Genomic DNA, 21,539 nt, shown 5'->3' with positions numbered 1-21,539 from the left:
CTTGTATGTTCTTTAGATTTGTTCTATCTCTCACGGGCCCTCGACCGATCAGTAAATTATCACTACAATTTTACATAATACAAGGGAAAAATCTATGGTCATCGTCTTTGTGATCGACAATTACGGCATCCTGACCAATGGAACTACCATGACTGCCTTCCGTTTTGTCGAAGCCCTTAATATGCGGGGCCACCAGGTCCGGGTGGTAAGTGTGGGAGTCCATGGCCCCGACATGTATTCGGTTCCAGAGCGCTATATCCCCATCGTAACACCGGTAGCCCGAAAACAGTCCATGATATTTGCAAAATATGATAAAAAAGTTATGCAGGAAGCCTTGACCGGAGCTGATGTGGTTCATTTTTTCATGCCCTGGCAGGTAGCACGAAAGGGTTTGGGGCTTGCAAAAAAAATGGGAATCCCCGCTACGGCCGCTTTTCATGTTCAGCCGGAAAACATCACCTATGGGGCCGGGCTAGGTCCCTGGGGCGCACCGATAGCATTTTTTATCTACTTCTGGTTTCGTTTCAGCTTTTACCGAAGGGTTGAACATATCCACTGTCCTTCTCCCTTTATTGCCCGGGAACTGGTTAAACATCATTATACGGGGCGTCTCCATGTAATTTCGAATGGAGTCAGCTACGCTTTCAGTCCTGTGTCCCAGAGCTTAGATCTCCCGGGAGCTATATACCCGGCTCCCAATTTTCAGGGACCTGAGGTCCACCCATCAACAGATTCCGGAGGAAACCGGTTGTTTCATATTCTCATGGTGGGTCGCTTTGCTCCGGAAAAACGGCAGGATGTGCTCATTAAAGCCATAAAATTATCCAAATATGAAGATCGTATTCAACTACATCTCGCCGGTGCTGGCCCCCGAGAGGGCTATCTACGGTGGCTTGCGAAATCTCTCACGAATCCGGTAACCTTCGGATTTTACCAGCAGGAGGAACTCATTAATCTGATTCATTCCTGCGATCTCTATGTGCATGCGGCAGATGTGGAAATTGAAGCCATAGCCTGTCTCGAAGCAATCGCTTGCGGTAAGGTTCCGGTGATTTCGAACAGTAAAAAAAGCGCCACCGGCCAGTTTGCCCTGGATGAACGCAGTCTCTTTAAAGCCGGTTCCAGCCGGGACCTGGCTCATAAAATTGAGTACTGGATAGAACATCCGGAAGAACGGTATAGGATGGGGCCGGCCTATACCGAGCGGGCGAAGGTGTATCGTCTGGACTATTCAATACGCAAGGCCGAGCAGATGTTCGATGCGGCCCGGCAGGATGAACAGACCCGGCGTCTGGAAAAGCAAAACCCGGGACGGGAGTATAAACGGCGGATAAACAAGGGCATCCCCACAAGGCTTTTTTCAATTGTTTTCTATTATATTGTCGCTATCCCTCTCCTGTGGCTCTATTGTACCTTTGTGCTGCGGGTGCGAATTAAAAATCGTAAGGTCCTCCGTAAGGTACGCCGGAAAAGCGGGGCAGTCCTGGTTGCCAACCATGTACATACCCTGGATTCAGCCATGGTTGGCCTTGCAGCGTTTCCGAAAAAACCGGTCTTTACGTCCCTGCCCAGCAATTTTAAGCTTCCGGTTGCAGGTTTTCTGGTAAATGCCCTCGGCAGTGTGCCGATTCCAGAGACGCTGACCGAAGGCCGTATCTTTTTTTACGAACTCTCCCGTCTCTTGCGGCACAGGCGCTTTATCCATGTATTCCCTGAGGGAGAACTGGTTAAGTTTGATGAACAGCTGCGGCCCTTTAAGCGGGGGGCTTTTCAGCTTGCAGTCGAAGCCTCGGTGCCCGTGGTACCGATCAGGATCAGTTTTAAGAAACGGTCCTGGGGCCTACTGCGGTTCCTCTTTGGCCAGACCATTTATGTGCGTATCGGGAATCCCCAATATCCCGACCCCCATCTTTTACAGCGGGAATCCACAACGGATCTGATGGAACGGACCCGACAGGAGATGGAAAGGCTTGCGGGTAACGGAAAATGAGATTTTGTAAAGATTTGATTAAGCGCTTTCAAAAATCTTACCGATTTTTTTGAGGCACTTTGAATCCTGTCAAATTATCAGGAGAGTTCCCCATGGATCAACAAAAAATATATAAAATGCGCTTTTCAACAGTATACCCGCTCTATATCCAAAAAGCTGTCCGAAAAGGCAGGACAAAAGAAGAAGTGGATCGGGTCATTTCCTGGCTTACGGGGTATACGAGTGAAGAGCTACAACGGCAATCGGATTTAGAGATTAATCTGGAAACCTTTGTAAAAGAGGCCCCGTGCATCAATCCCAAGGCTAGCCTTATTACAGGACTTATCTGTGGTATACGTATCGAGGATATTCAAGATGAAATTGTACGTATTGTCCGCTGTCTTGATAAGTTGGTTGATGAACTGGCAAAAGGAAAGCCAATGGAGAAAATTCTCCGTACTTAAGAGCCTGTCGGACTTGTAGATTTTTAATGGCTAAGGATTACCCTTAGCCATTAAAATCTCGATTAACCTGGCTGCTTTGGCTGTTTGCAAGGTAAAAAATCGCTAATGTCTGCGATTTTTATCTGATTATTCAGACAAGTCCGACAAACTGCTCGGGTGTTGCTTGTATTTGTTTAATGCATCCCTTGACATTTATTATGTATGAACATATATTCATGTATGGGAGCTGTCATCGAGTATGGACCAACAAACTTATCATTGTACCTGTACCGACAGGGACGAAACGATTTCGGAAGAAGACCGGAAGCTGGAATGGCCTGTTCCACGGCTTTTAGCCTTATCGGAGTTGTTTAAAATTCTTGCGGATCCCAGTCGATTGCGGATTCTCCATGCCCTGCAAAGTCCGGAAAACCGCTGTGTCTGTGACCTCGCAGCACTGCTTGATATGAGTCAGTCTGCCTTAAGTCATCAGCTTGCAATACTTCGCCGTGCCCGGCTCGTCCGGCCAGTGAAAATTGGAAAAATTGTTTACTACCAGCTCGATGATCACCATGTGGATGCCCTGATTGCCCTGGCCATGGAACATGTGTCCGAGCAGGGCCTCTCTTAAAGGGCCTCTCAAAACTGCAGTTTTGAGAAGCGGCCTGCATAGTATCAAGAGGAGTATATGAACCTATGAATGATTCCTGCAGTAGTTGCGGTTGTGGTGCCGCCTTTGACATACAAGATTCAAGTTCCGCTGAAAAGAGCCTTCCTGTGGGTCATCTTACCGAGACCCAGATTGCCGAAGCCCGGACATTAGCCCTCGCGTTTCTGGGGACTATCTTTGGCATTCTACTGTCTGAAAATCTACTCAGTATCCCCTATGGGACAACAATGGGTCTTATTATGTTGATGGTCACCTACGGGGCTGCCGCATGGCCCGTTTTCAGGGGAGCCTGGCAGAACCTGCGAAGGGGATTTGTATTTGATGAACTCTTCCTCATGAGCATTGCATCTCTTGGAGCTATTGCCCTCGGAGCCTGGGAAGAAGCGGTGGGTGTTATGGTGTTTTACCGGATTGGAGAATTCTTCCAGGACTATGCAGTACACCGCAGCCGCCGATCCATCGAGGCTCTCCTGAATCTGCGCCCCGACCAGGTGCGGGTTAAACGAAACGGCACCTGGATAGCATCTCCTCCGGAACAGGTTGAACCGGGAGAGCTCCTGCTGTTGCGGGCAGGGGAGCGGCTTGCCCTGGATGGTCTTGTGGCAGAGGGTACCGGTACGGTGGATACTTCTGCAGTAACCGGTGAGTCCGTACCCCGGCCCGCTGAACCGGGGCAGGTATTGCTAGGCGGTTATGTACTTACAGAAGGCACCCTTACGGTACAGGTAACTGAAAAGTATGAACATTCGACCTTAAACCGGGTTTTACATCTGATAGAATCAGCCCAACAGCGGAAAGCCCCGGTTGAATTATTCGTTACCCGCTTTGCCCGCTTCTATACCCCTGTTGTTGTGGGAATAGCCCTCATTATAGCAGTTGTGCCGCCTCTTCTGCTTCCAGGAGCACGGTTCTATGATTGGCTGTACCGAGCCCTCATCATGCTAGTCATTTCTTGTCCCTGTGCCTTTGTCTTAAGTGTGCCTCTTACCTATTTTGCCGGTCTTGGGGGAGCGGCAAAACGGGGCATTTTACTCAAGGGAGCTGCAGTCCTTGACCGGCTGGTTCATGTCCAACGTATCGTCTTTGATAAAACCGGCACCCTGACCACGGGAAAATTCCAGGTGTCAAAAATTGATGTCCACCCTAACCATTCGGAAGCACAGGTTCTGGCCTATGCAGCGGCCGCTACTGCCCAATCCAATCATCCTTTGGCCCAGGCAGTGCAGCGCCATTGGAAAACCCAATCGGATACCAACCCTGTCTATGATGAGGGCTCCTACTACGAAATTCCCGGTCATGGCAGTCTGGTGACCCAGGAGGGAACGGAAATTCTTGCCGGGAATGATCGGCTCCTCCATCTTAAATCTATTCCCCATGAATGCAGCTCCGCCGACGCAACGGTTATTCATGTTGCATACGATGGCTCCATTGTCGGAACGGTACACCTGGAAGACCAGATAAAGGCCGATGCTCCCCGGGTCATCCGGGAACTGCGGGATCGCGGGGTCGAGCAGGTCGCCCTCTTTACCGGTGACGGCCCCGGCCCTGCCCATGCTGTTGGCCGGCAAACCGGGGTCACTGAAGTACACCACAGCCTGCTCCCTGAGGATAAGCTGGAGCGGTTCGAATCGCTGTTACAGCAAAGCTCTGGGGGGACTACGGCCTTTGTAGGCGATGGCATTAACGATGGGCCGGTGCTGGCCCGCTCCGATGTGGGAATCGCCATGGGCAGGGCCGGGTCGGACCTGGCTATAGAACAGGCGGATATGGTCCTTATGACCGATGACCTGTCCCGGATACCCGAAGCCATCGACCGGGCGCGGAAAACCCGCCGCATCGTCTGGCAGAACATACTCTTTGCCCTGCTGGTGAAGATTGCTGTCATGGTGCTTGGTGCCCTGGGGCTGGCAACCATGTGGATGGGGGTCCTTGCCGATGTGGGGGTTGCCCTCCTGGCGGTGCTGAATGCACTGCGGGCTCTAAAGTAAAGGGCCTTAGGTCCGGTGAGTAGAGATCCAATGGACTGCAAAGTCCACCAGGGCCCGCTGGGAAAACATGCGGCAGCTTGCATTGCCAACCTTGAATGGTTTTATGTGATGCTGCTCCTCAAAGGCCTTGCCGAGGGCTTCGAAGTCTTCGCCCCCATAGGCGATGTCATCAAACTCGCGCCAGGAGGTTATGCCCCCTTCTTCTATGGGCATGCCGTTTTTAATCATCAATTTGGAAGGCCACTCGGCTCGGTATTCAGCCAGGTGTATCGAAGTGTTCCTGTCATGGCCTACGCCAAGCAGAAAGACCTGTCCGTCCAGTTCGTAAAGGCGGCCCAGGGGGCTCTGGTCATTCATGCCAAAATCGTAGTGTTCGTCCTGCAAAATGTATGCTTTGTGTTTTCCCCAGGCAGCAAAGGACATCTGGGGGTGACTGGACCGCAGTACACCATCCATTTTTCGGAAGGTTTCCGGAATGATGCCCATGCCTCGTGTGGGGGTTCGATCTTTTCGATAAGCAGGCATGGTACTCCGTATGGTTTCCCACCACTCACGGGGAACCGGCGGATGTTCCCACTGGGCCGGGTCTGATAAATCCCCCGAATGGGTTGGCATGACGAGGGTTCCTTCTTCGGTTAAAACCTGTTGGAACGCCATGATGACCGCCGGTGCACCGCCGCAAACCCAGCCAAGAGCACTGAGGGAAGAATGCAGGAGGATGGTCATCCCGGGACGGAGTCCTGCAGACAAAAGTTCCTCTGCGAGGCTTATCACCGTATTAGGACCGTTTTTACGATTCTCTATCGTTTCTTGTTCACCCACCGGGGCCCCCTGTTACGGGATTTGCACATCAACAATATTATACTTTTAAAATATGATATTTCTAAAAGTCTTCTAAAGTTGTTCTATGTCCTCAAAGCTGAGTCCCGTAACCTCAGCAATTTCCTGTACACTTAAACCTTTTTGTTTCAGTTTTCGAGCCGTTTCCAGTTTGCCTCTTACTATACCCTGTTGTAGCCCTTCTTGCAAACCTTCTTGTTTACCTTTGAATATACCCTGTTGGATAAGTTCCTGTTCCCATTTCTTCAGGTTTGTGGCTAGCATGGTCGGTGCCTCCTTCGGATCTAACGGCTCTCTCACCCAATCAGGTACGGATTTTGAGAAAAAATTATACAGCCAGGAAAGAAATGCCCGATACACCTCCGGCTGTTCCTGCTCAAGCAAAGCCCTCAGCTGTTTAAATATCCCTTCGAGTTCCGTTGGGGACTGAAGTTTCAACTAAAAACAATGCCCCAATCAGGTTCTTTAAGGAAAGGAGTTCCTTTGTGCTGAACTCATTCTCTGCAATTTTAAAATAGCGAAATTGGGGTATAAAGTCCAGGTTAATGCGGTTGTTTATTAATCGATAAGGCAAAGCAGCTGTAAATATATCATCAATAGTTAACCAGTCGCTTAAAAAATAAGTTGGGATTTTTAGATTTTGACATATTCATCTGAAATGTTAGTTGTTTCGTGCTATATATATAACCGATGTGCTCTTATGGAGACATCGGGGGATGGATTTTTAATCCCTCAATTTTTAATTGATGGATCGGACTCTTGTGTTGGTTCATCGAATGGAGAGGAGAGCGAAATGAAACGTATTGTTGGTTCACTCGTCGCATTACTAATGGGTTTTTCGTTTTTTGCTGGTCCCCTGGCTGCCCAGGAAGATGATGAGACTGTTCTGCAGAAAGCTCGGGAGCAATACCAGGAAAAACTGAACAGGGAACGGGATACAAACAGAGCAGATGCGGAGTTTCCGTCTCAGGTAAGGGAAGCTACAGAATCTTACGAAGACTCTGAAGTTCCCTATACACCGGTACTGCTTTCGTTTGCGCCAGGGGTATCTAGTCCTTTTGGGTATTATCGCACCTCTGCTTCCTTTGCTTTAATTGGAGCAACCTTCGAAGCCTCCTATGGCTTTGCCGGGGCTGGGGTTTTTAATATCTATAACCAGGGTTTTGGTTTTCAAGGGGCCGGGGTGTTTAATATAGCCGGCGGTCCCGTTCGGGGAGCTCAGCTGGCAGGGGTGTTTAATATTGCAGAGGATGTTACGGGATCGGTGCAGGCCGCAGGGGTTTTTAATATTGCCAAAACCGTTAAGGGTATACAGATTGCGGAAGTATTCAATGTGGCTGAATCGGTGGATGGGATGCAGATTGGCCTCGTGAATATCACCGATGAGTTACGGGGCCTACAGATCGGGCTCATCAATATATCCCGGAATGGAGTGGACAGTCTGAGCTTTGTATATATGCCCGCTACGGACACGGCCTTTGCCTATTGGCAGGCCGGAAGTCCCTTCATCTATTTGGTACTAGGTGCAGGAGCTCCGCGGACTGACTGGTTTGTCCGAAATGACAACCTCATGGTGAGTGCAGGCCTCGGTACCAGGGTACGGCTGGGAGGTCCCTATATTGATATTGATGTGTCCGCAGAGCAACACCTTGGGAAGGATATTGAAGCCCTGTATCAGGCGGGAGTAGATTGTGATAAAGATGCTTTTATTTCCTTAATTAAACCCTATCCCACAGCCCGTCTCAGCCTCGGACTTCCTTTGAGCCGGTCCCTTCACCTGACAGGAGGTATTAAAACCCTGGTTCAACTGGAAGAGGGCGGAACAGTTCCAGAGTTTATGAAGACCCAGGATACACTATCGGCCACCTGGTTTGGTATTCCCTTTACTGCCTGGTCCCAGTGGTTTGTAGGCGCTAAGGTTACTTTGTAGTTGTGTATGGTGTAAAGGCTCCCCAAAACCCTGATTGGGTTGTGGGAGAAGCGCTTGTTTCAAGTAATTTTTACAAAACGTTTTTCCTCAGGGTTATAATTAAAGACATCCCCGGTTTCGATGTGATAATACCACCCGAGGATGTTGATCTCCTTATTCCGATATTTCTCCTTGATGTAGGGGTAGGTGATAAGATGATTCATCTGTTCCACCACATTCAGCTGTTCTGTTTTCCATTCCCGTTCCAGTTCATCAAGAACCGGTTCTGATAGTATTTTTTGCTTTACCCGCCCTGCAAGTTCAAGCCATTTTTTAGTGTGGGGAATCTCCTGGGTTTGATGTTCATCCATATACAGGGCTTTACATCCCCCGCAATTTGAATGGCCGCAAATGAGAATGTTATCAACCTTAAGAACCTGGACAGCATATTCAATTGCGGCTGTGGTGGCAAGGAATTCTTCAGATTCCCGGTAAAAGGGAACAATATTTGCGATATTACGAATGACGAATAGCTCTCCAGGTAATGTTTTAGTTATCAGGTTAGGAACCACCCGAGAATCGGAACAGCCGATAAAAAGAGTATGCGGTTGTTGTCTGCGACTGAGTCCCTGAAAGAGGTTTTTGTATTCCCGATAATCCTTTTGATTAAACTCTCGAACTCCATCAAAAAGATATTCCATCCAACGTTTTCCTCTATAAAATTGATTAGGATGCCTTAGGTCTGCAACGCTTCCATTTCTGCCATGGTGGGAGGCTCTGCGCCATGTTTAGTACAGACCAAAGAAGCTGCCTTATTCGCAAAAAAGAGGGCTTCATGCAGGTCTGCTTCTGAAATCTTTGACAGGGCGAGCCGGTTCAGTTTGCCCTTGAGTTCCAGCCATGATAATAAGGCTCCGTGAAAGGTGTCGCCGGCGCCGATGGTGTCGGCAACTTTAACCGGAACTACTGGTGCGGTGGCACTGAAGCGGCTGCCGTCACTACGGCGGCCGATGGCGAGGGCACCATCGGCGCCGAGGGTGGTCACCACCAGGGTGGGACCTAAGGATAGAACCTTTTCAAGCGCCGCTTCCCGCGACAGGGATGGGTAGACATATTCCAAATCGGCGCCGGAAATTTTAACGATGGTGGCAGAGGCTATCCATGATTCAAGACGTTGCACATACCGAGCCCGATCATGGATCATTACAGGACGGACGTTAGGATCCAGCGAGATGACCGGTGCAGAGGCATCATTCCGCCTGCTCTGGGATTGTATAAAGGTTTCTATGGTGCTCGCCACGGGCTCCATGGTCATCGATATGGACCCAAAAAGAATTCCATGCAGGTCCTGTGGTAAGGTTTTTGGCAGATCTTCTACCGAGAATGACCGGTCAGCGGTTCCTTCGGTGTAAAAGGCGTATTGGGGTTCTTTCCCTGCTTCTATTTTTACGAAAGCCAGGGTGCTGTTTTGAGTTGACCGGACGATGAGATTGGTCTCTACGTTGTTTGCTCGAAGCCGATCTACGAGCATGGTTCCAAAAAAGTCGGATGAAAGGCGGCCCATAAAACTGACCGGAGCGCCCAGCCGGCCTATGGCAATAGCAGTGTTATAGGGACTGCCACCAGGCAGGGGACGATAGGTATCAATGTCATCGGACGTTGTATAGGGAACCATATCGATAAGGGCTTCACCGCAGCATATAATCATAAAAACCTCCACAGTTATACTACCTTGAGTATGCATGTTGCGCAAGTTAAAGATGACAAAAGTAATTAGATTGTATAACTGAGGGTACTTATGTATACGACGGGTATACGACGGGCAATATGTCTCTATATGTTTTATACAGAATAATATTTGGAAAATTTCATCCATCTATACCAAAGATTAAAAATTGAGTAGTATGGCTCCGCTGGACATTATGCTCATCGGAGAGCTGTTCCGCTGGAGTAATGCAATAATGAAAGCTCAAAAATCAATTAACCCTGGGTCGGTGGGGTTACCAGTACTGGTACTGCCCATATTTCTCGAATCCCTTTTCAGAATGCTGGTATCATCCATCGATACCTTCATGCTCAGTTCCTATGCCCAAGAGGCTGTAGCGGGCGTTGGTATGGTGTCCCAATACATGTTTTTTATCCAACTCCTGTTTACCATCGTGTGTACCGGATCGGGTATTGTACTGGCCCAGTATCTGGGTGCGGAGCGGAAGGAGGAATCGGGGCTGATCGCCCAAGCTGGTGCGGTTATGGTACTGATGCTGGCCCTCTTGGTTACGGTTCTGGTTCTTGCGGGGTCCTGGCCCCTGCTTTCTCTGTATCCTCTGGAACCAAAGGTTCGAACCTATGCGTGGCAGTATTTTACTATCTTTGGTGGTTTTGGTTCGGCTTTTATTGCCTTTAACATGTTTCAGGGAACGGTGCTCCGGACTTATGGTTATACCCGGGATGCCATGTATATTTCGATTATTGCGAATCTGATTAATGTTGTAGGAAATGCACTGGCCCTCTACGGATGGTTTGGATTGCCGGTAACCGGGGTTGCCGGGGTTGCTGTGTCGTCGGTAGTTTCCCAGATTGCGGCGGTCATCATGACCCGCTACAGGATTAAGAAACATCAAAATATTGTTTTCCGGTCAGAAGGCTGGCGTACTGTTCCTGCATCAATTTATAGAAAGATTCTGGAAATCGGTGTTCCCTCTGCGGGTGAAGCCCTCTCCTATAACGTAGGCCAGATTGTCATTATGGCTATGGTGACTACCCTGGGGACCTATGCCATGTCTGCTCAGGTCTATGCCCAGACGCTGGTTCGTTTTGTGTTTGTTGCTGCCATGTCCATTGGTAACGGAGCTCAGATAAAAACCGGTTATTTTGTCGGGGCGAAACAGCCTGAAGCGGCCTATAAGCGGGTGTACCTCTACCAGATTGCGGGAACCCTCATCTCGGTAAGCCTTGTGCTCCTTCTTAATATATTCAAGCGGCCTCTCATTGGTATTTTTACCCACGTCAAGGAAATAGCTGTAGTTACCTACAATATGCTCTTTGTTTCCTTTTATGTGGAAACGGGCCGGTCTATTAACCTGATTACCATACCGGCTTTGAAGGGGGCAGGGGATGTTCAGTTTCCCGTTATGGTGGGTATCGTATCGATGTGGGGGCTTGGGGTTTTGGGTGCATGGCTTTTGGGGCTCCACTTCGGGCTTGGCATGGTTGGCATCTGGCTTGCTGTGGGCACCGACGAAACAATACGGGGTATCATCATGCTGTTCCGCTGGAAGAGCAAACGTTGGATGACCAAGGCAATTGTGTAGAACAAATGATTATGCTATAAGGTACATCTCTATGAACATACATATTGATTCCCATACCCATTCGGTGGCCTCTGGCCATGCCTTTTCTACCGTCGATGATCTTGCCCGGGGGGCTCAACGACGGGGACTCAAAGCCTTTGTATTAACTGATCATGGTCCGGCTATGCCCGGGACTACCCATCCCTATCATTTCGGAAACCTGCGTGTACTGCCTAAGACCATACAGGGGGTGCGGTTTTTCACCGGCATCGAGGCCAATATTATGAATACCGCCGGTGAGATTGACCTGGAACCCTATATTCTCGCCAGGCTCGATTTTGTTATGGCGGGTTTTCACGAAATCTGTTTTGAAGATCACGGCCAAGAGGAAAACACGGAAGCCCTGGTGAATGCCCTGCGCAGTCCCTGGGTAGATGCCATTTCCCACCCCGGGAACCCCGCCTTCCCCATCGATATGGAACGGGTGGTGGCCACAGCCCGGGATTATGGGAAAGCCCTGGAAATTAACGACAGCTCCTTCCGGATCCGCAAGGGCAGCCATCCCAATTGCCTCAGGATTGCACAACTCTGTATAGAACTGGGCTGTCCCATGGTCTGCGGCAGCGATGCCCATTACTGGGAAGATGTGGGCCGTTTCGATGAAGTGCAAGCCTTGCTCGCCGAAGTGAAGGCTCCTGAAAACCTGGTGCTGAACAGCAGCCTCGAGCGCTTCGAAGCCTTTTCCTCTACCCGAAGAGCCGCCCGGCATGCCGCCTATATCGAGGCCAGCCAGGTCCATGCTTAATATGACAGCCAAGATTTCGCTCCGTCCCGAACAACTGCAGAGTTTCCTCGATTCCCTTGATGTGGCAGAAACCCTGGTGTACGCCGTGTTCTCCCGGCTCCGGGATGCTTATGCCCCTGCAGAAGACAGCCTTTTTATCCGTCAGGCTGAGGGGTGCCAAAAATTAAAACTTAGGCCCGTCGCCCTTAAAGGCGGCATACAACTGCAGGCAGAGTTCCAATTCGGCCCCAAGACCTTTCATCAACAGTACCCCCTTGCTTCAGATGCACCGCCCCTCGCAGAAGGTCTTCGGAACTTTGCAGAGGGTACCATTTTTACAAGCCGCGCCGATTATCAATTCCATTGGACCGCCGCCGGCCTTTGTCAGATTGCGGAAAAGCCCCCCACCAAGTCCAGGTCTTCCCTTTCTCATAACCGCCAGAAGGCTTATCTCCTTTCGGAAGGAGAGGCAATTCCGTTCTTAGTCGAGCTTGGCGTCATGGATACCAACGGCCGGGTTTCTCAGAAACGGTACGATAAATTTCGGCAGATCAATAAATACCTGGAATTTGCAGAGGACGCGCTCCGGCATTTCCCCAAAGATAAGCCTTTGTATATAGTAGATTTTGGCAGTGGCAAGGCCTATCTTACCTTTGCGCTCTATCACTACCTGATAGACCGGGGGTACAGCCAATTTCAGGTCACCGGCCTGGACCTAAAGGATGATGTGGTTGCCTTTTGCAATGATACCGCCCGGCGTCTCGGCTACGACCGGCTCCATTTCGAAGTCGGGGATATCGCCAATTTTCAGATTGATGAAGGCTCGCCGGCTTCTGCTCGCCGGCCTGACATGATTATCAGCCTCCATGCCTGTGATATAGCCACCGATGCGGCCCTGGTTAAGGGCCTCCAATGGGGGTGCCCGGTCATTTTAGCCGTACCCTGCTGTCAGCATGAGTTCTTTCATCAACTTAAAGCGCCCGCTATGGACCCGATCATTCGCTACGGGGTAACCAGGGATAAGCAGGCAACCCTCGTTACCGATGCTTCCCGGGCTCTCATGCTCCGGGCTTTTGGATATGCGGTGGAAATGGTCGAGTTTATCACCATGGAACATACCCCGAAAAATGTGCTTATCCGGGCTTACCGGGAAGGTGCGGACAGGCGGGAGCTGTTCATCAATATAAAAGACTCCGGATACCGGGCCTACCGGGAATTTCTTGACCTCTGGGGCGTGGGCCCTACCTACCTGGAACTGGAACTGGCCCGTGCAGGCTTGCTTAAAGACTAAATGTAATTTGTCAACAATATTCCTGCCGTAACATCATTAAGTTGTCATTTCTGCTGTACAGAAGACGGATATACTGCCAGTATTGGAGGTTCAGAATATGAGTGATTCTGTACAAAAAGCGAATCAATCCGGTGCCCGCATGCATATCCAGCGGACCGGGCGGTTTTTAAGCGGCATGGTGATGCCAAACATCGGGGCTTTTATTACCTGGGGACTTATTACTGCATTGTTTATTCCGACAGGCTGGCTACCTAATGAATCTTTTGCAAAGCTCGTAGGCCCCATGATTACCTATCTCCTGCCCCTCTTAATTGGATACACCGGCGGAAAAATGGTCTATGATGTTCGCGGTGGTGTAATTGGTGCTGCGGCGGTTATGGGTATCATTGTTGGTTCGAGTATACCCATGTTCCTTGGTGCAATGATTGTAGGTCCTATCGCCGCATGGTGCTTAAAAAAGGTAGATGCCTTCTTCGAAGGTAAGATACCTGTAGGCTTTGAGATGCTGGTGAACAATTTCTCCATGGGTATTTTGGGTACCATTCTTGCCCTTATCGCCTATGTAGTTATTGCTCCGGCGGTTATGTTTATCTCAAATGTTTTAGCTGCTGGTGTTCGGTCCATTGTTTCTATGAACCTGCTTCCCCTAGCAAATATTTTTATTGAACCTGGTAAAGTACTCTTCCTGAACAATGCAATTAATCATGGTGTTCTTGCTCCCATCGGTGTTCAGCAGGCAACTGAGGCGGGTAAATCCATCATCTTTATGCTGGAATCCAACCCTGGTCCTGGACTTGGAATCCTCGTCGCCTATTGGCTTGTTGGCAAGGGGATGGCTAAAGAATCTGCCCCCGGTGCAATTATTATTCATTTCCTGGGCGGCATTCATGAAATTTACTTCCCCTATATTTTAATGAATCCCAAACTCATACTTGCAGCAATTGCAGGTGGTATGACCGGTACCTTTACATTCTCGGTACTGGGGGCTGGCCTTGTCGCTACTCCTTCGCCTGGTTCCATTTTTGCCTATCTGGCTATGACTCCCAAGGGGGGACTGTTCCCGATGCTGACAGGGGTTCTGCTTTCATCTGCAGCATCCTTTGCAGTAGCCTATCTGCTCCTGAAGTTTGGTAAACAGAATGAAGCTGAGGATGGTTTGGAACAGGCTGCGGCCCAGACTGCTGCCTTCAAGGGCTCCAAGCTCAAGGTAGATGTTATTCCTCAGAAAAAGGGCGTAAAAAAGATCGTCTTCGCCTGTGATGCAGGTATGGGTTCCAGTGCTATGGGTGCATCGATACTTCGTTCCAAGATTCAGAAAGCAGGTCTACAGATAACTGTGACCAATTGTGCAATTAACGATCTGCCTCAAGATGCGGATATCGTCATTACCCATGAAGCTTTGACAGAACGGGCCCGTTCAATATTGCCAGGTGCTGTTCATATTTCCATCGATGACTTTTTAAAGAGTCCAGAATATGATGTGCTTGTAGAGAAGTTAAAGGCATAAGCGGGTAGTATTAATCGGTATGGGTTTAGGGTGGAGATTGCGATGAATCTGACTTTGAGACAACGGAATATTCTTCAGATTCTCATCGATGAACCGAGTGAGGTTACCCTAGCCCATATTGCCCAGAAGATTAAGGTGAGTATCCGTACGGTGCATCGTGAACTGGTGAGCTTGTCCAGAAATCTTGAGCGGGATTATGGTATACGACTTCAGGCACGGCCTGGGCTAGGACTTAAACTTGCAGGTGATGCTGAGGGTATAACCCGGTGCCGGAATGACTTACAGGAATCGGTGCCAAGCGATACAAGCCCGGAAGAACGACAGCGAATGCTGTGTCTCTTGCTTCTGGAATCGAATGAGGCGATAAAGCTCTCGGCTCTTGCAGAAGAGCTGTATAGTTCAATCCAAGTCATACGGCGGGATCTGGATACCCTGCAATCCTGGTTTTCCCTGTATGGTTTTCAGTTGACCCTGCGGAAGGGAATGGGACTCCGACTCGAGGGCAGTGAAAACCGGAAACGGGAAGCGCTGGTGATGCTGTTATGGGATCTGTTTGGTGAGAGTGGCCTCCTTGCTCTGCTTCGTTCTGAGGCAGCACTTTCCCGTCTCTGTCTGGAAGAAGCAGAACTATTGGCTCTGAGAATTATCCCCCTGCAGTATATTCGGTATGCGGAACATGTTCTTTCGGGGCTTTCCCGGGAATTATTGCCCGATATGGCTCCACAGGATTATTTGCAACTCCTCTTGGTACTTGCTGTGGCGGCTGTACGACGCAAATCTGGCTATATGCTTCCTGTTGTGACGCAAGAACTGAAGCAGGTGAGCGATGAAGAGGTCTGCCGTATTGCACGGGCAGCCCTGACTGCAATGTTTTCCCACTTTTCGATCCCTGTTGATGATGCAGAACAGGAAGCGATAGAACGGTTTCTTCGGGGCGCTCATCAGGAGCGGCTTGGCAAAACACTCCTTGCGGATAATCTGCAGGTGCTTCCGGAAATCACTCTCCTCATTCAGAAATGTGAAGAAACATTAGGGCAGGGACTCAGTGAAGATCGGATCCTGCGTGATGGATTATTGGCCCATTGGGTGCCCGCCCTGTATCGCTTACAACATAACCTACCAATTAAAAACCCCCTCTTGCATCGTATCAAAGAGGAATATGGGTCGTTATTTGAAATATTGTCTCATATTGTGCATGAATTGTTCCCCAGCCTCAGGGTGCCTGATGATGAGGTAGGTTACCTGGTACTCCATTTCGGTGCGGCCCTCTCGCGTAGAACCCAGGAGCGCAGACGATATCGAGCCCTGGTTGTGTGTTCTGCAGGTATCGGCAGTGCCAATATGCTCGCAAGCCGGTTGCGGGAGAAGATCCCGGAGATTGAGCTTATTGTGAATGTATCATGGTTTGATATTCAAACCATGTCTTTAGAAGGGTGGGATATTCTTATTTCAACCATCCCATTACCAATCCCGCAAGGGAGCTATGTATTAGTGGAACCCCTCTTATCTGATGAGGGCGTAAAGCTGATCAGAAACTACTTGAACGCAAAGGATAAGATCAAACAGAGGGAGCATCCGGAACATTCTCGAACAGCTCCAGTTGTGACACCCATTCCTGCATCTTGTCAGGCTGATACCGTTCATCTACCGAAAGAAACTATTTTTGATCATATTTTCGTATTTACATCCTGTTCCTATGGGAAGGATTGGAATGAAGTTTTACAACAACTTATATATGCATGCAAGGGTCTGGGTTGTATAAACGATGAGGAAGCGGCTTTTGCAGCACTGGCCCAGCGATCAACCGATCATGGGATTTTATTGCCCGATAACCGCTCTTTGTTTTTACATGCCCGCAGTACAGCCGTCACCAGGCCCTGTTTTACCATTCATCGACTTAGAGAACCCCTAGTTGTGGATGCTGTGCAGTGGTCATCTGCCCCGAGAACAATACTGTTGATGCTTGCACCACAGAACCTGAATGACCGGGATCTGTCCCTTCTAAATGAAATAAGTGTTTCACTTTTGGATACTACTATACTTGAGTATCTGGAACAGGAAACAGAACAACATATCAGGAGTTTTTATAAGCGCTTTTAAAAATCCAACCGATTTTTTTGAGGTGCCCAATTACTCAATTTGGGCTAAGGAGGATCAGAGTATGTATGAAGCGATGCTTTCAGAAAACAACATTAGATTGAATGCTTGTTTTACCAGTAAGGATGAAGCAATCCGTGCGTGCGGGGAACTGCTGTTAAAGACGGGGTATATAGAACCGGGATATGTTGATGCAATGGTCCAGCGGGACAGTATCTCAACGACCTATGTTGGGAATGGTGTGGCGGTGCCCCATGGAACCGAAGCTGCTAAACCCCTGGTGAAAAAGACTGGATTAGCGATTATTCAGGTTCCTGGAGGTGTCGATTTTGGCAAGGGCCGGATAGCAAAATTGCTTATTGCTGTGGCCGCTCAAGGAAATGAACATATCGACCTTCTTACCAACATTGCTCAGATTTGCATCGACGATGCTAAACTAAATAAGATGCTAAAAGCCCAGAGTACTAAAGAAATAATGGATGTAATCAGGACAATGGAGAAACAATAATGACTGTTACCTTGCAGGGGATTCCTGCTTCCCCGGGAGTGGCCATAGGGCCAGTTTATTTCATCGAACCAACCAAAACTACACAACAACAGAGCCCAGAGCTCTGTGCGAATAGTCCGGAAGTGGAGTGGCAACATTTTACAAAAGCTTTGGAACAGGCCAAAGAACAGGTTACATTCTTACGGGATAAGACACAAGCAGAATTAGGTACCGAAAAAGCAGAAATATTTGCGAGTCATCTTTCGATTTTACGGGATCCTGAGTTTTTGGCGGAGATTAGAAAAAAAATTTCTGATGAACACAAAAGCGCAGTCATGGCTGTAAAAGAAACGGGGGACCTGTTTATTGAACTTTTACGCCAGGTGCAGGATGAACTCTTTATGGGGCGTATCAATGATATAGAGGATATTGTGCATCGTCTTGTTCAAAATATCCAGGGTGATGAGCTAGGAACCCTGCATTTACAGCAACCTTCGATTGTTGCAGCGAAAGATCTGACCCCTTCTGAAACTGCCTCATTGGATCGAGCTATGGTGCTTGCCTTTATTACTGAAGGAGGCAGTGCACTGTCTCATTCAAGTATTCTGGCCCGTTCGTTAGGAATTCCTGCGGTTGTTGGATTAGGCCCCCTGCCAGACCTTCATGAAGGGAGCTCTATTATTGTAGATGGAATAACCGGCACAGTGATTATCAATCCTCATGCGGATATCCTTTCAGAATATGAACAGAAACGCAGTGCCTATATCGAAGAACAGTCACTGATTCGTCATTATGCAGGGAAGCCTTCGGTAACCAGAGATGGTGTACCGATAGAAATCGCCGCCAATATCGGTAGCTTACAAGATTTGGATGGGGTGCTGACCAATGGGGCCGATGGCATAGGACTTTTCAGAACCGAATTCATGTTTATGGACCGGCCATCCATGCCATCTGAAGATGAGCAGTTCGAGGTTTATAAATTTGTTTTACAGCGGATGAAGGGCAAACCAGTAGTCATCCGGACTCTCGATGTAGGGGGAGATAAGCAGATTCCCTATATAGAGCTTGAACAAGAAGCAAATCCATTCCTTGGAGTTCGGGCAATCCGGCTTTGCCTACAGAAAGAAACGCTCTTTCGGACCCAGATCCGGGCTCTGCTCAGAGCCAGTAGCTTTGGAAAGCTCAGAATTTTACTTCCTATGATCGCAACCCTTGAAGAGTTAAGGGCGGCTAAAAAGATCATTGCAGAAGAAACTACATATTTACAACAAAGTGGCATATCCATTTCCGATTCCTGGGAATTGGGTATAATGATAGAAATTCCCTCCGCGGCTCTCCTGGCAAATCATTTTGCCCAAGAGGTTGATTTCTTCAGCGTAGGTACCAATGATTTAACCCAATACACCATGGCCGCTGATCGTATGAACCGGTCCCTGACGTACCTGCATCAGGGTTTAACTCCTGCGGTTTTACAGCTTATAGAGCTGGCCGCGAAAGCTGCACGAGCTCATGGCATCTGGATCGGTGTATGTGGAGAACTCGCAGGAGATCCGGAACTCTTTCCCCTCTTTATCGGGCTGGGTATTACTGAACTTAGTATGGGTTCTGCATCAATTCCTAAGATTCGATCCCGTTTAGCTCATATCACCTTACATGAGGCAGCCCAATGGGCTTCGCAGGCAAGCACAATGGAAAGTTCTGAAGCAATTTATACCTATATGAAAGGAGTTTTATCATGAATCGTAAAACCTATACCATTATAAATCCTACGGGGTTCCATACCCGGCCTGCCCGCCTCTTTGTGGATACTGCAAACGAACAGTTTCCTGATTGTCAAGTTACGGTTATTAAAGGGGACAAGGTGATTAATGGCAAAAGTCTTCTGCACATGCTTACCCTGGGTGTGAAATATCAGGAACAGGTAACCCTGGAAATATCAGGAGATGAAGAAGATAAAGCCCAGGAAGTCCTCGGCGCTTTCTTTGAGGCTATTCATCATGAATAATCGCAAGATTCGTACCCTTACCTTAAACCCTGCAGTGGATCGGACCGTCGAAATAGAAGGTTTTGCCTTAAACCAGGTAAATCGTATCAGTACCTCAAGACTCGATGCAGGGGGTAAGGGAATTAACGTATCAAAATCGATACACGGCTTTGGGGGGACAAGTACTGCTTTTGGTGTTATCGCAGGTACAGCAGGCAATTTTATTAAGACCTATTTGGATGAACGTGGGATTGAACACCGCTTTGTATCTGTGCCGGGAGAAACAAGGACGAATATGAAAATTGTCGATCCGCTTAACCACACCCATACGGATATCAATGATCAGGGGCCGCTCATATCGGAAAAGGCCTTAACTGCATTGGAAGCTATCCTGTTTTCTGAAGCTAGTCCAGAAACCATATTTGTCTTTTCCGGCAGTATTGGAAGAGGCACCCCTCCAGATATGTATCGAAGGCTGATCCTAAAGGCCCGATCCCTGGGAGCTCGAACCATACTGGATGCAGATGGAGAATCGCTCCGTTTAGGTTTGGAAGTTGGGCCAACCCTTGTTAAGCCCAATATTGATGAATTAGAGCGGTTATTCGGCCGTTCTTTCCGTAAGGAAGACAAACCTCGGCTTGGTGAAATGGCTTATGCATGCCGGGCCTTGCTGGCACAAGGAGTGGAACTAATAGTTGTTTCCCTGGGTTCCCAAGGGGCCCTCTTAGTACATGAGAAGGCCGTCCTATTTGCCGAAGGCATCCCGGTACAACCTAAAAGTACTGTAGGAGCAGGGGATGCTATGGTGGCTGCGCTGGCCCTGTGTTTGCAGCGGGAGGATCCCTTGCACAACATGATCCGCAACGCAGTTGGAGCAGGAACCGCAGCGGTTACTACGGAAGGTACTGCGGTCCCTACAAGAGAAGCCCTGCATTATTATACTCAACAAGTACAGGTTCATGAAATTGAGGAGGAACTATGAAAACGAAGGCGGTGCGCCTCTATGGCAAAATGGATTTACGTCTGGAAGAATTTGAACTTCCTGAGATTCAGGATGATGAAATACTGGTAAAAATTATTACTGATTCTATCTGTATGTCCACCTATAAGGCTGCAAAACTTGGAAGTGACCATAAACGGGTGCCTAAAAATATAGCACAAGAACCAATCATTGTAGGTCATGAAACTGCAGGAATTATTGAAAAGGTTGGTGCTAAATGGGCCCATCGCTATAAGGTTGGGGCAAAATTTGCCCTACAGCCTGCGCTGAATTATAAGGGTAGCATGGCTTCACCTGGTTATTCCTACCGGTACTGTGGTGGAGCGGCGACCTATGCTATTATGCCCCATGAAGTCATGGAACTGGATTGTCTCTTAGAGTATAAGGGAGATGCTTTTTTTATGGCATCCCTGGCAGAACCCATGTCCTGCATTATCGGAGCTTTCCATGCAAGTTATCATACCACCATGGGTAGTTATGAACACAAGATGGGTACCCTGCCCGGAGGGACCATGGCCATTCTTGCCGGAGCCGGGCCGATGGGGCTAGGAGCCATCAGTTATGCCCTACAGTTAGAACACCGACCCCGTCGTCTGGTGGTTACCGATATTGATGATGGCCGTTTGGCCCGGGCTGCCTCTTTATTTCCCCCAGCGGAGCAGAAAAAGCGGGGTGTGGACCTGGTGTTCATCAATACCGCCACGATCTCTGATCCGGTGGCTCGGCTTATCGAGCTGAATGAGGGTACTGGTTATGATGATGTCTTTGTGTTTGCCCCGGTAGCGCCTGTCGTAGAGCAGGGGGACGCAATTCTGGGTAAAGACGGATGTCTTAATTTCTTTGCCGGCCCTGTGGATTCCCAGTTCAGTGCCAAAGTGAATTTTTATAATATCCATTATGGTGCAACCCATATTGTAGGGACCACTGGCGGCAACACAGATGATATGCGGGAAGCCCTGAGTCTCTCGGAACAGGGACGTATTAACCCGGCGGTTATGGTTACCCATGTGGGAGGCCTGGACAGTGCCGCTGAGGCAACCCTGCATCTGCCGGATAAGCCTGCGGGGAAAAAACTTGTCTATACAGGGATCTCTATGCCGATGACTGCGATTACCGATTTTAAACAGCTGGAGGAAACAGATGCACGGTATGCACGCTTAGCTGTGCTCTGCGATAAGTACCAAGGGCTCTGGAATGCAGAAGCGGAACAGTACCTGCTGGAACACTGGCCTGCAATATAAAGGTAAATTAAGATCTTATTCTTGTAGAGCTGGATGTAC

At 48.9% G+C, this 21,539-nt stretch carries 20 protein-coding genes; 15 read left to right on the top strand and 5 right to left on the bottom strand.

Features of this window, described 5'->3' with window-relative positions; translation table 11 throughout:
• Positions 1–94: 94 nt before the first annotated feature.
• The 4 genes from SPICA_RS11490 (at position 95) to SPICA_RS11475 (ending at position 5,070) form a co-directional block, all read left to right on the top strand.
• Positions 95–1,990: a glycosyltransferase gene (locus SPICA_RS11490; RefSeq protein ID WP_013969659.1), complete on the top strand. Its 1,896-nt coding sequence runs from the start codon at positions 95–97 to the stop codon at positions 1,988–1,990.
• A gap of 92 nt (positions 1,991–2,082) precedes the next feature.
• On the top strand, positions 2,083–2,433 hold the full coding sequence (locus tag SPICA_RS11485; RefSeq protein ID WP_013969658.1) for a DUF2200 domain-containing protein: 351 nt from the start codon (positions 2,083–2,085) through the stop codon (positions 2,431–2,433).
• Between the two features lie 238 nt (positions 2,434–2,671).
• On the top strand, positions 2,672–3,043 hold the full coding sequence (locus tag SPICA_RS11480; RefSeq protein WP_013969657.1) for an ArsR/SmtB family transcription factor: 372 nt from the start codon (positions 2,672–2,674) through the stop codon (positions 3,041–3,043).
• Positions 3,044–3,108: 65 nt separating this feature from the next.
• Positions 3,109–5,070 (top strand): heavy metal translocating P-type ATPase, encoded by a 1,962-nt coding sequence (locus SPICA_RS11475; RefSeq protein WP_013969656.1) that lies wholly within the window; start codon positions 3,109–3,111, stop codon positions 5,068–5,070.
• Between the two features lie 6 nt (positions 5,071–5,076).
• Here the strand turns inward: SPICA_RS11475 and SPICA_RS11470 are convergent, their stop codons facing one another.
• The 3 genes from SPICA_RS11470 to SPICA_RS15620 all read right to left on the bottom strand — a co-directional run bounded on the left by SPICA_RS11470 (position 5,077) and on the right by SPICA_RS15620 (position 6,484).
• Positions 5,077–5,892 (bottom strand): AAC(3) family N-acetyltransferase, encoded by an 816-nt coding sequence (locus SPICA_RS11470; RefSeq protein WP_013969655.1) that lies wholly within the window; start codon positions 5,890–5,892, stop codon positions 5,077–5,079.
• A gap of 72 nt (positions 5,893–5,964) precedes the next feature.
• Entirely contained in the window at positions 5,965–6,174 is a 210-nt protein-coding gene (locus tag SPICA_RS15625) for a hypothetical protein (RefSeq protein WP_041396693.1), read from the bottom strand.
• A 133-nt stretch (positions 6,175–6,307) separates the two neighbouring features.
• Positions 6,308–6,484, bottom strand: coding sequence for a hypothetical protein (locus SPICA_RS15620; RefSeq protein WP_174265973.1), 177 nt, complete (start codon positions 6,482–6,484; stop codon positions 6,308–6,310).
• Positions 6,485–6,703: 219 nt separating this feature from the next.
• Between SPICA_RS15620 and SPICA_RS14980 the strand changes: the two genes are divergently transcribed.
• On the top strand, positions 6,704–7,840 hold the full coding sequence (locus SPICA_RS14980; protein ID WP_013969654.1) for an LA_2272 family surface repeat-containing protein: 1,137 nt from the start codon (positions 6,704–6,706) through the stop codon (positions 7,838–7,840).
• A gap of 59 nt (positions 7,841–7,899) precedes the next feature.
• Here the strand turns inward: SPICA_RS14980 and SPICA_RS11455 are convergent, their stop codons facing one another.
• On the bottom strand, positions 7,900–8,520 hold the full coding sequence (locus tag SPICA_RS11455) for a carbonic anhydrase (protein WP_013969653.1): 621 nt from the start codon (positions 8,518–8,520) through the stop codon (positions 7,900–7,902).
• A gap of 35 nt (positions 8,521–8,555) precedes the next feature.
• Positions 8,556–9,527: a carbohydrate kinase family protein gene (locus SPICA_RS11450; RefSeq protein WP_013969652.1), complete on the bottom strand. Its 972-nt coding sequence runs from the start codon at positions 9,525–9,527 to the stop codon at positions 8,556–8,558.
• A 196-nt stretch (positions 9,528–9,723) separates the two neighbouring features.
• Between SPICA_RS11450 and SPICA_RS11445 the strand changes: the two genes are divergently transcribed.
• The 10 genes from SPICA_RS11445 to SPICA_RS11400 all read left to right on the top strand — a co-directional run bounded on the left by SPICA_RS11445 (position 9,724) and on the right by SPICA_RS11400 (position 21,500).
• Positions 9,724–11,130, top strand: coding sequence for an MATE family efflux transporter (locus SPICA_RS11445; RefSeq protein WP_013969651.1), 1,407 nt, complete (start codon positions 9,724–9,726; stop codon positions 11,128–11,130).
• Between the two features lie 31 nt (positions 11,131–11,161).
• Positions 11,162–11,914 (top strand): phosphatase, encoded by a 753-nt coding sequence (locus SPICA_RS11440; RefSeq protein ID WP_013969650.1) that lies wholly within the window; start codon positions 11,162–11,164, stop codon positions 11,912–11,914.
• Between the two features lies 1 nt (position 11,915).
• A complete protein-coding gene (locus SPICA_RS11435) occupies positions 11,916–13,184 on the top strand; it encodes a class I SAM-dependent methyltransferase (protein WP_169311880.1) in 1,269 nt (422 codons plus the stop codon).
• A gap of 97 nt (positions 13,185–13,281) precedes the next feature.
• Positions 13,282–14,691 (top strand): PTS mannitol transporter subunit IIBC, encoded by a 1,410-nt coding sequence (locus SPICA_RS11430; protein WP_013969648.1) that lies wholly within the window; start codon positions 13,282–13,284, stop codon positions 14,689–14,691.
• A gap of 42 nt (positions 14,692–14,733) precedes the next feature.
• The gene (locus tag SPICA_RS11425) at positions 14,734–16,791 is read left to right on the top strand and encodes a BglG family transcription antiterminator (protein WP_013969647.1); all 2,058 of its coding nucleotides are present in this window, start codon (positions 14,734–14,736) and stop codon (positions 16,789–16,791) included.
• A 61-nt stretch (positions 16,792–16,852) separates the two neighbouring features.
• Entirely contained in the window at positions 16,853–17,296 is a 444-nt protein-coding gene (locus SPICA_RS11420; protein ID WP_013969646.1) for a PTS mannitol transporter subunit IIA, read from the top strand.
• Positions 17,296–19,014, top strand: coding sequence for a phosphoenolpyruvate--protein phosphotransferase (gene ptsP / locus SPICA_RS11415; protein ID WP_013969645.1), 1,719 nt, complete (start codon positions 17,296–17,298; stop codon positions 19,012–19,014). The genes SPICA_RS11420 and ptsP overlap by 1 nt, the downstream gene beginning before the upstream one ends.
• Complete coding sequence (locus SPICA_RS11410; protein ID WP_013969644.1) at positions 19,011–19,280, top strand: HPr family phosphocarrier protein; 270 nt, start codon at positions 19,011–19,013, stop codon at positions 19,278–19,280. The genes ptsP and SPICA_RS11410 overlap by 4 nt, the downstream gene beginning before the upstream one ends.
• Positions 19,273–20,241, top strand: a complete 969-nt coding sequence (gene pfkB, locus SPICA_RS11405) for a 1-phosphofructokinase (protein ID WP_013969643.1) — start codon at positions 19,273–19,275, stop codon at positions 20,239–20,241. The genes SPICA_RS11410 and pfkB overlap by 8 nt, the downstream gene beginning before the upstream one ends.
• Positions 20,238–21,500 (top strand): zinc-binding dehydrogenase, encoded by a 1,263-nt coding sequence (locus SPICA_RS11400; protein ID WP_013969642.1) that lies wholly within the window; start codon positions 20,238–20,240, stop codon positions 21,498–21,500. The genes pfkB and SPICA_RS11400 overlap by 4 nt, the downstream gene beginning before the upstream one ends.
• Positions 21,501–21,539 lie beyond the last annotated feature (39 nt).

Origin of the sequence: Gracilinema caldarium DSM 7334 (assembly GCF_000219725.1) — a bacterium.
Lineage (GTDB): Bacteria > Spirochaetota > Spirochaetia > Treponematales > Breznakiellaceae > Gracilinema > Gracilinema caldarium.
Note: the sequence above shows the minus strand (reverse complement) of the source record. Positions and strands in the feature narration are given on the sequence as shown.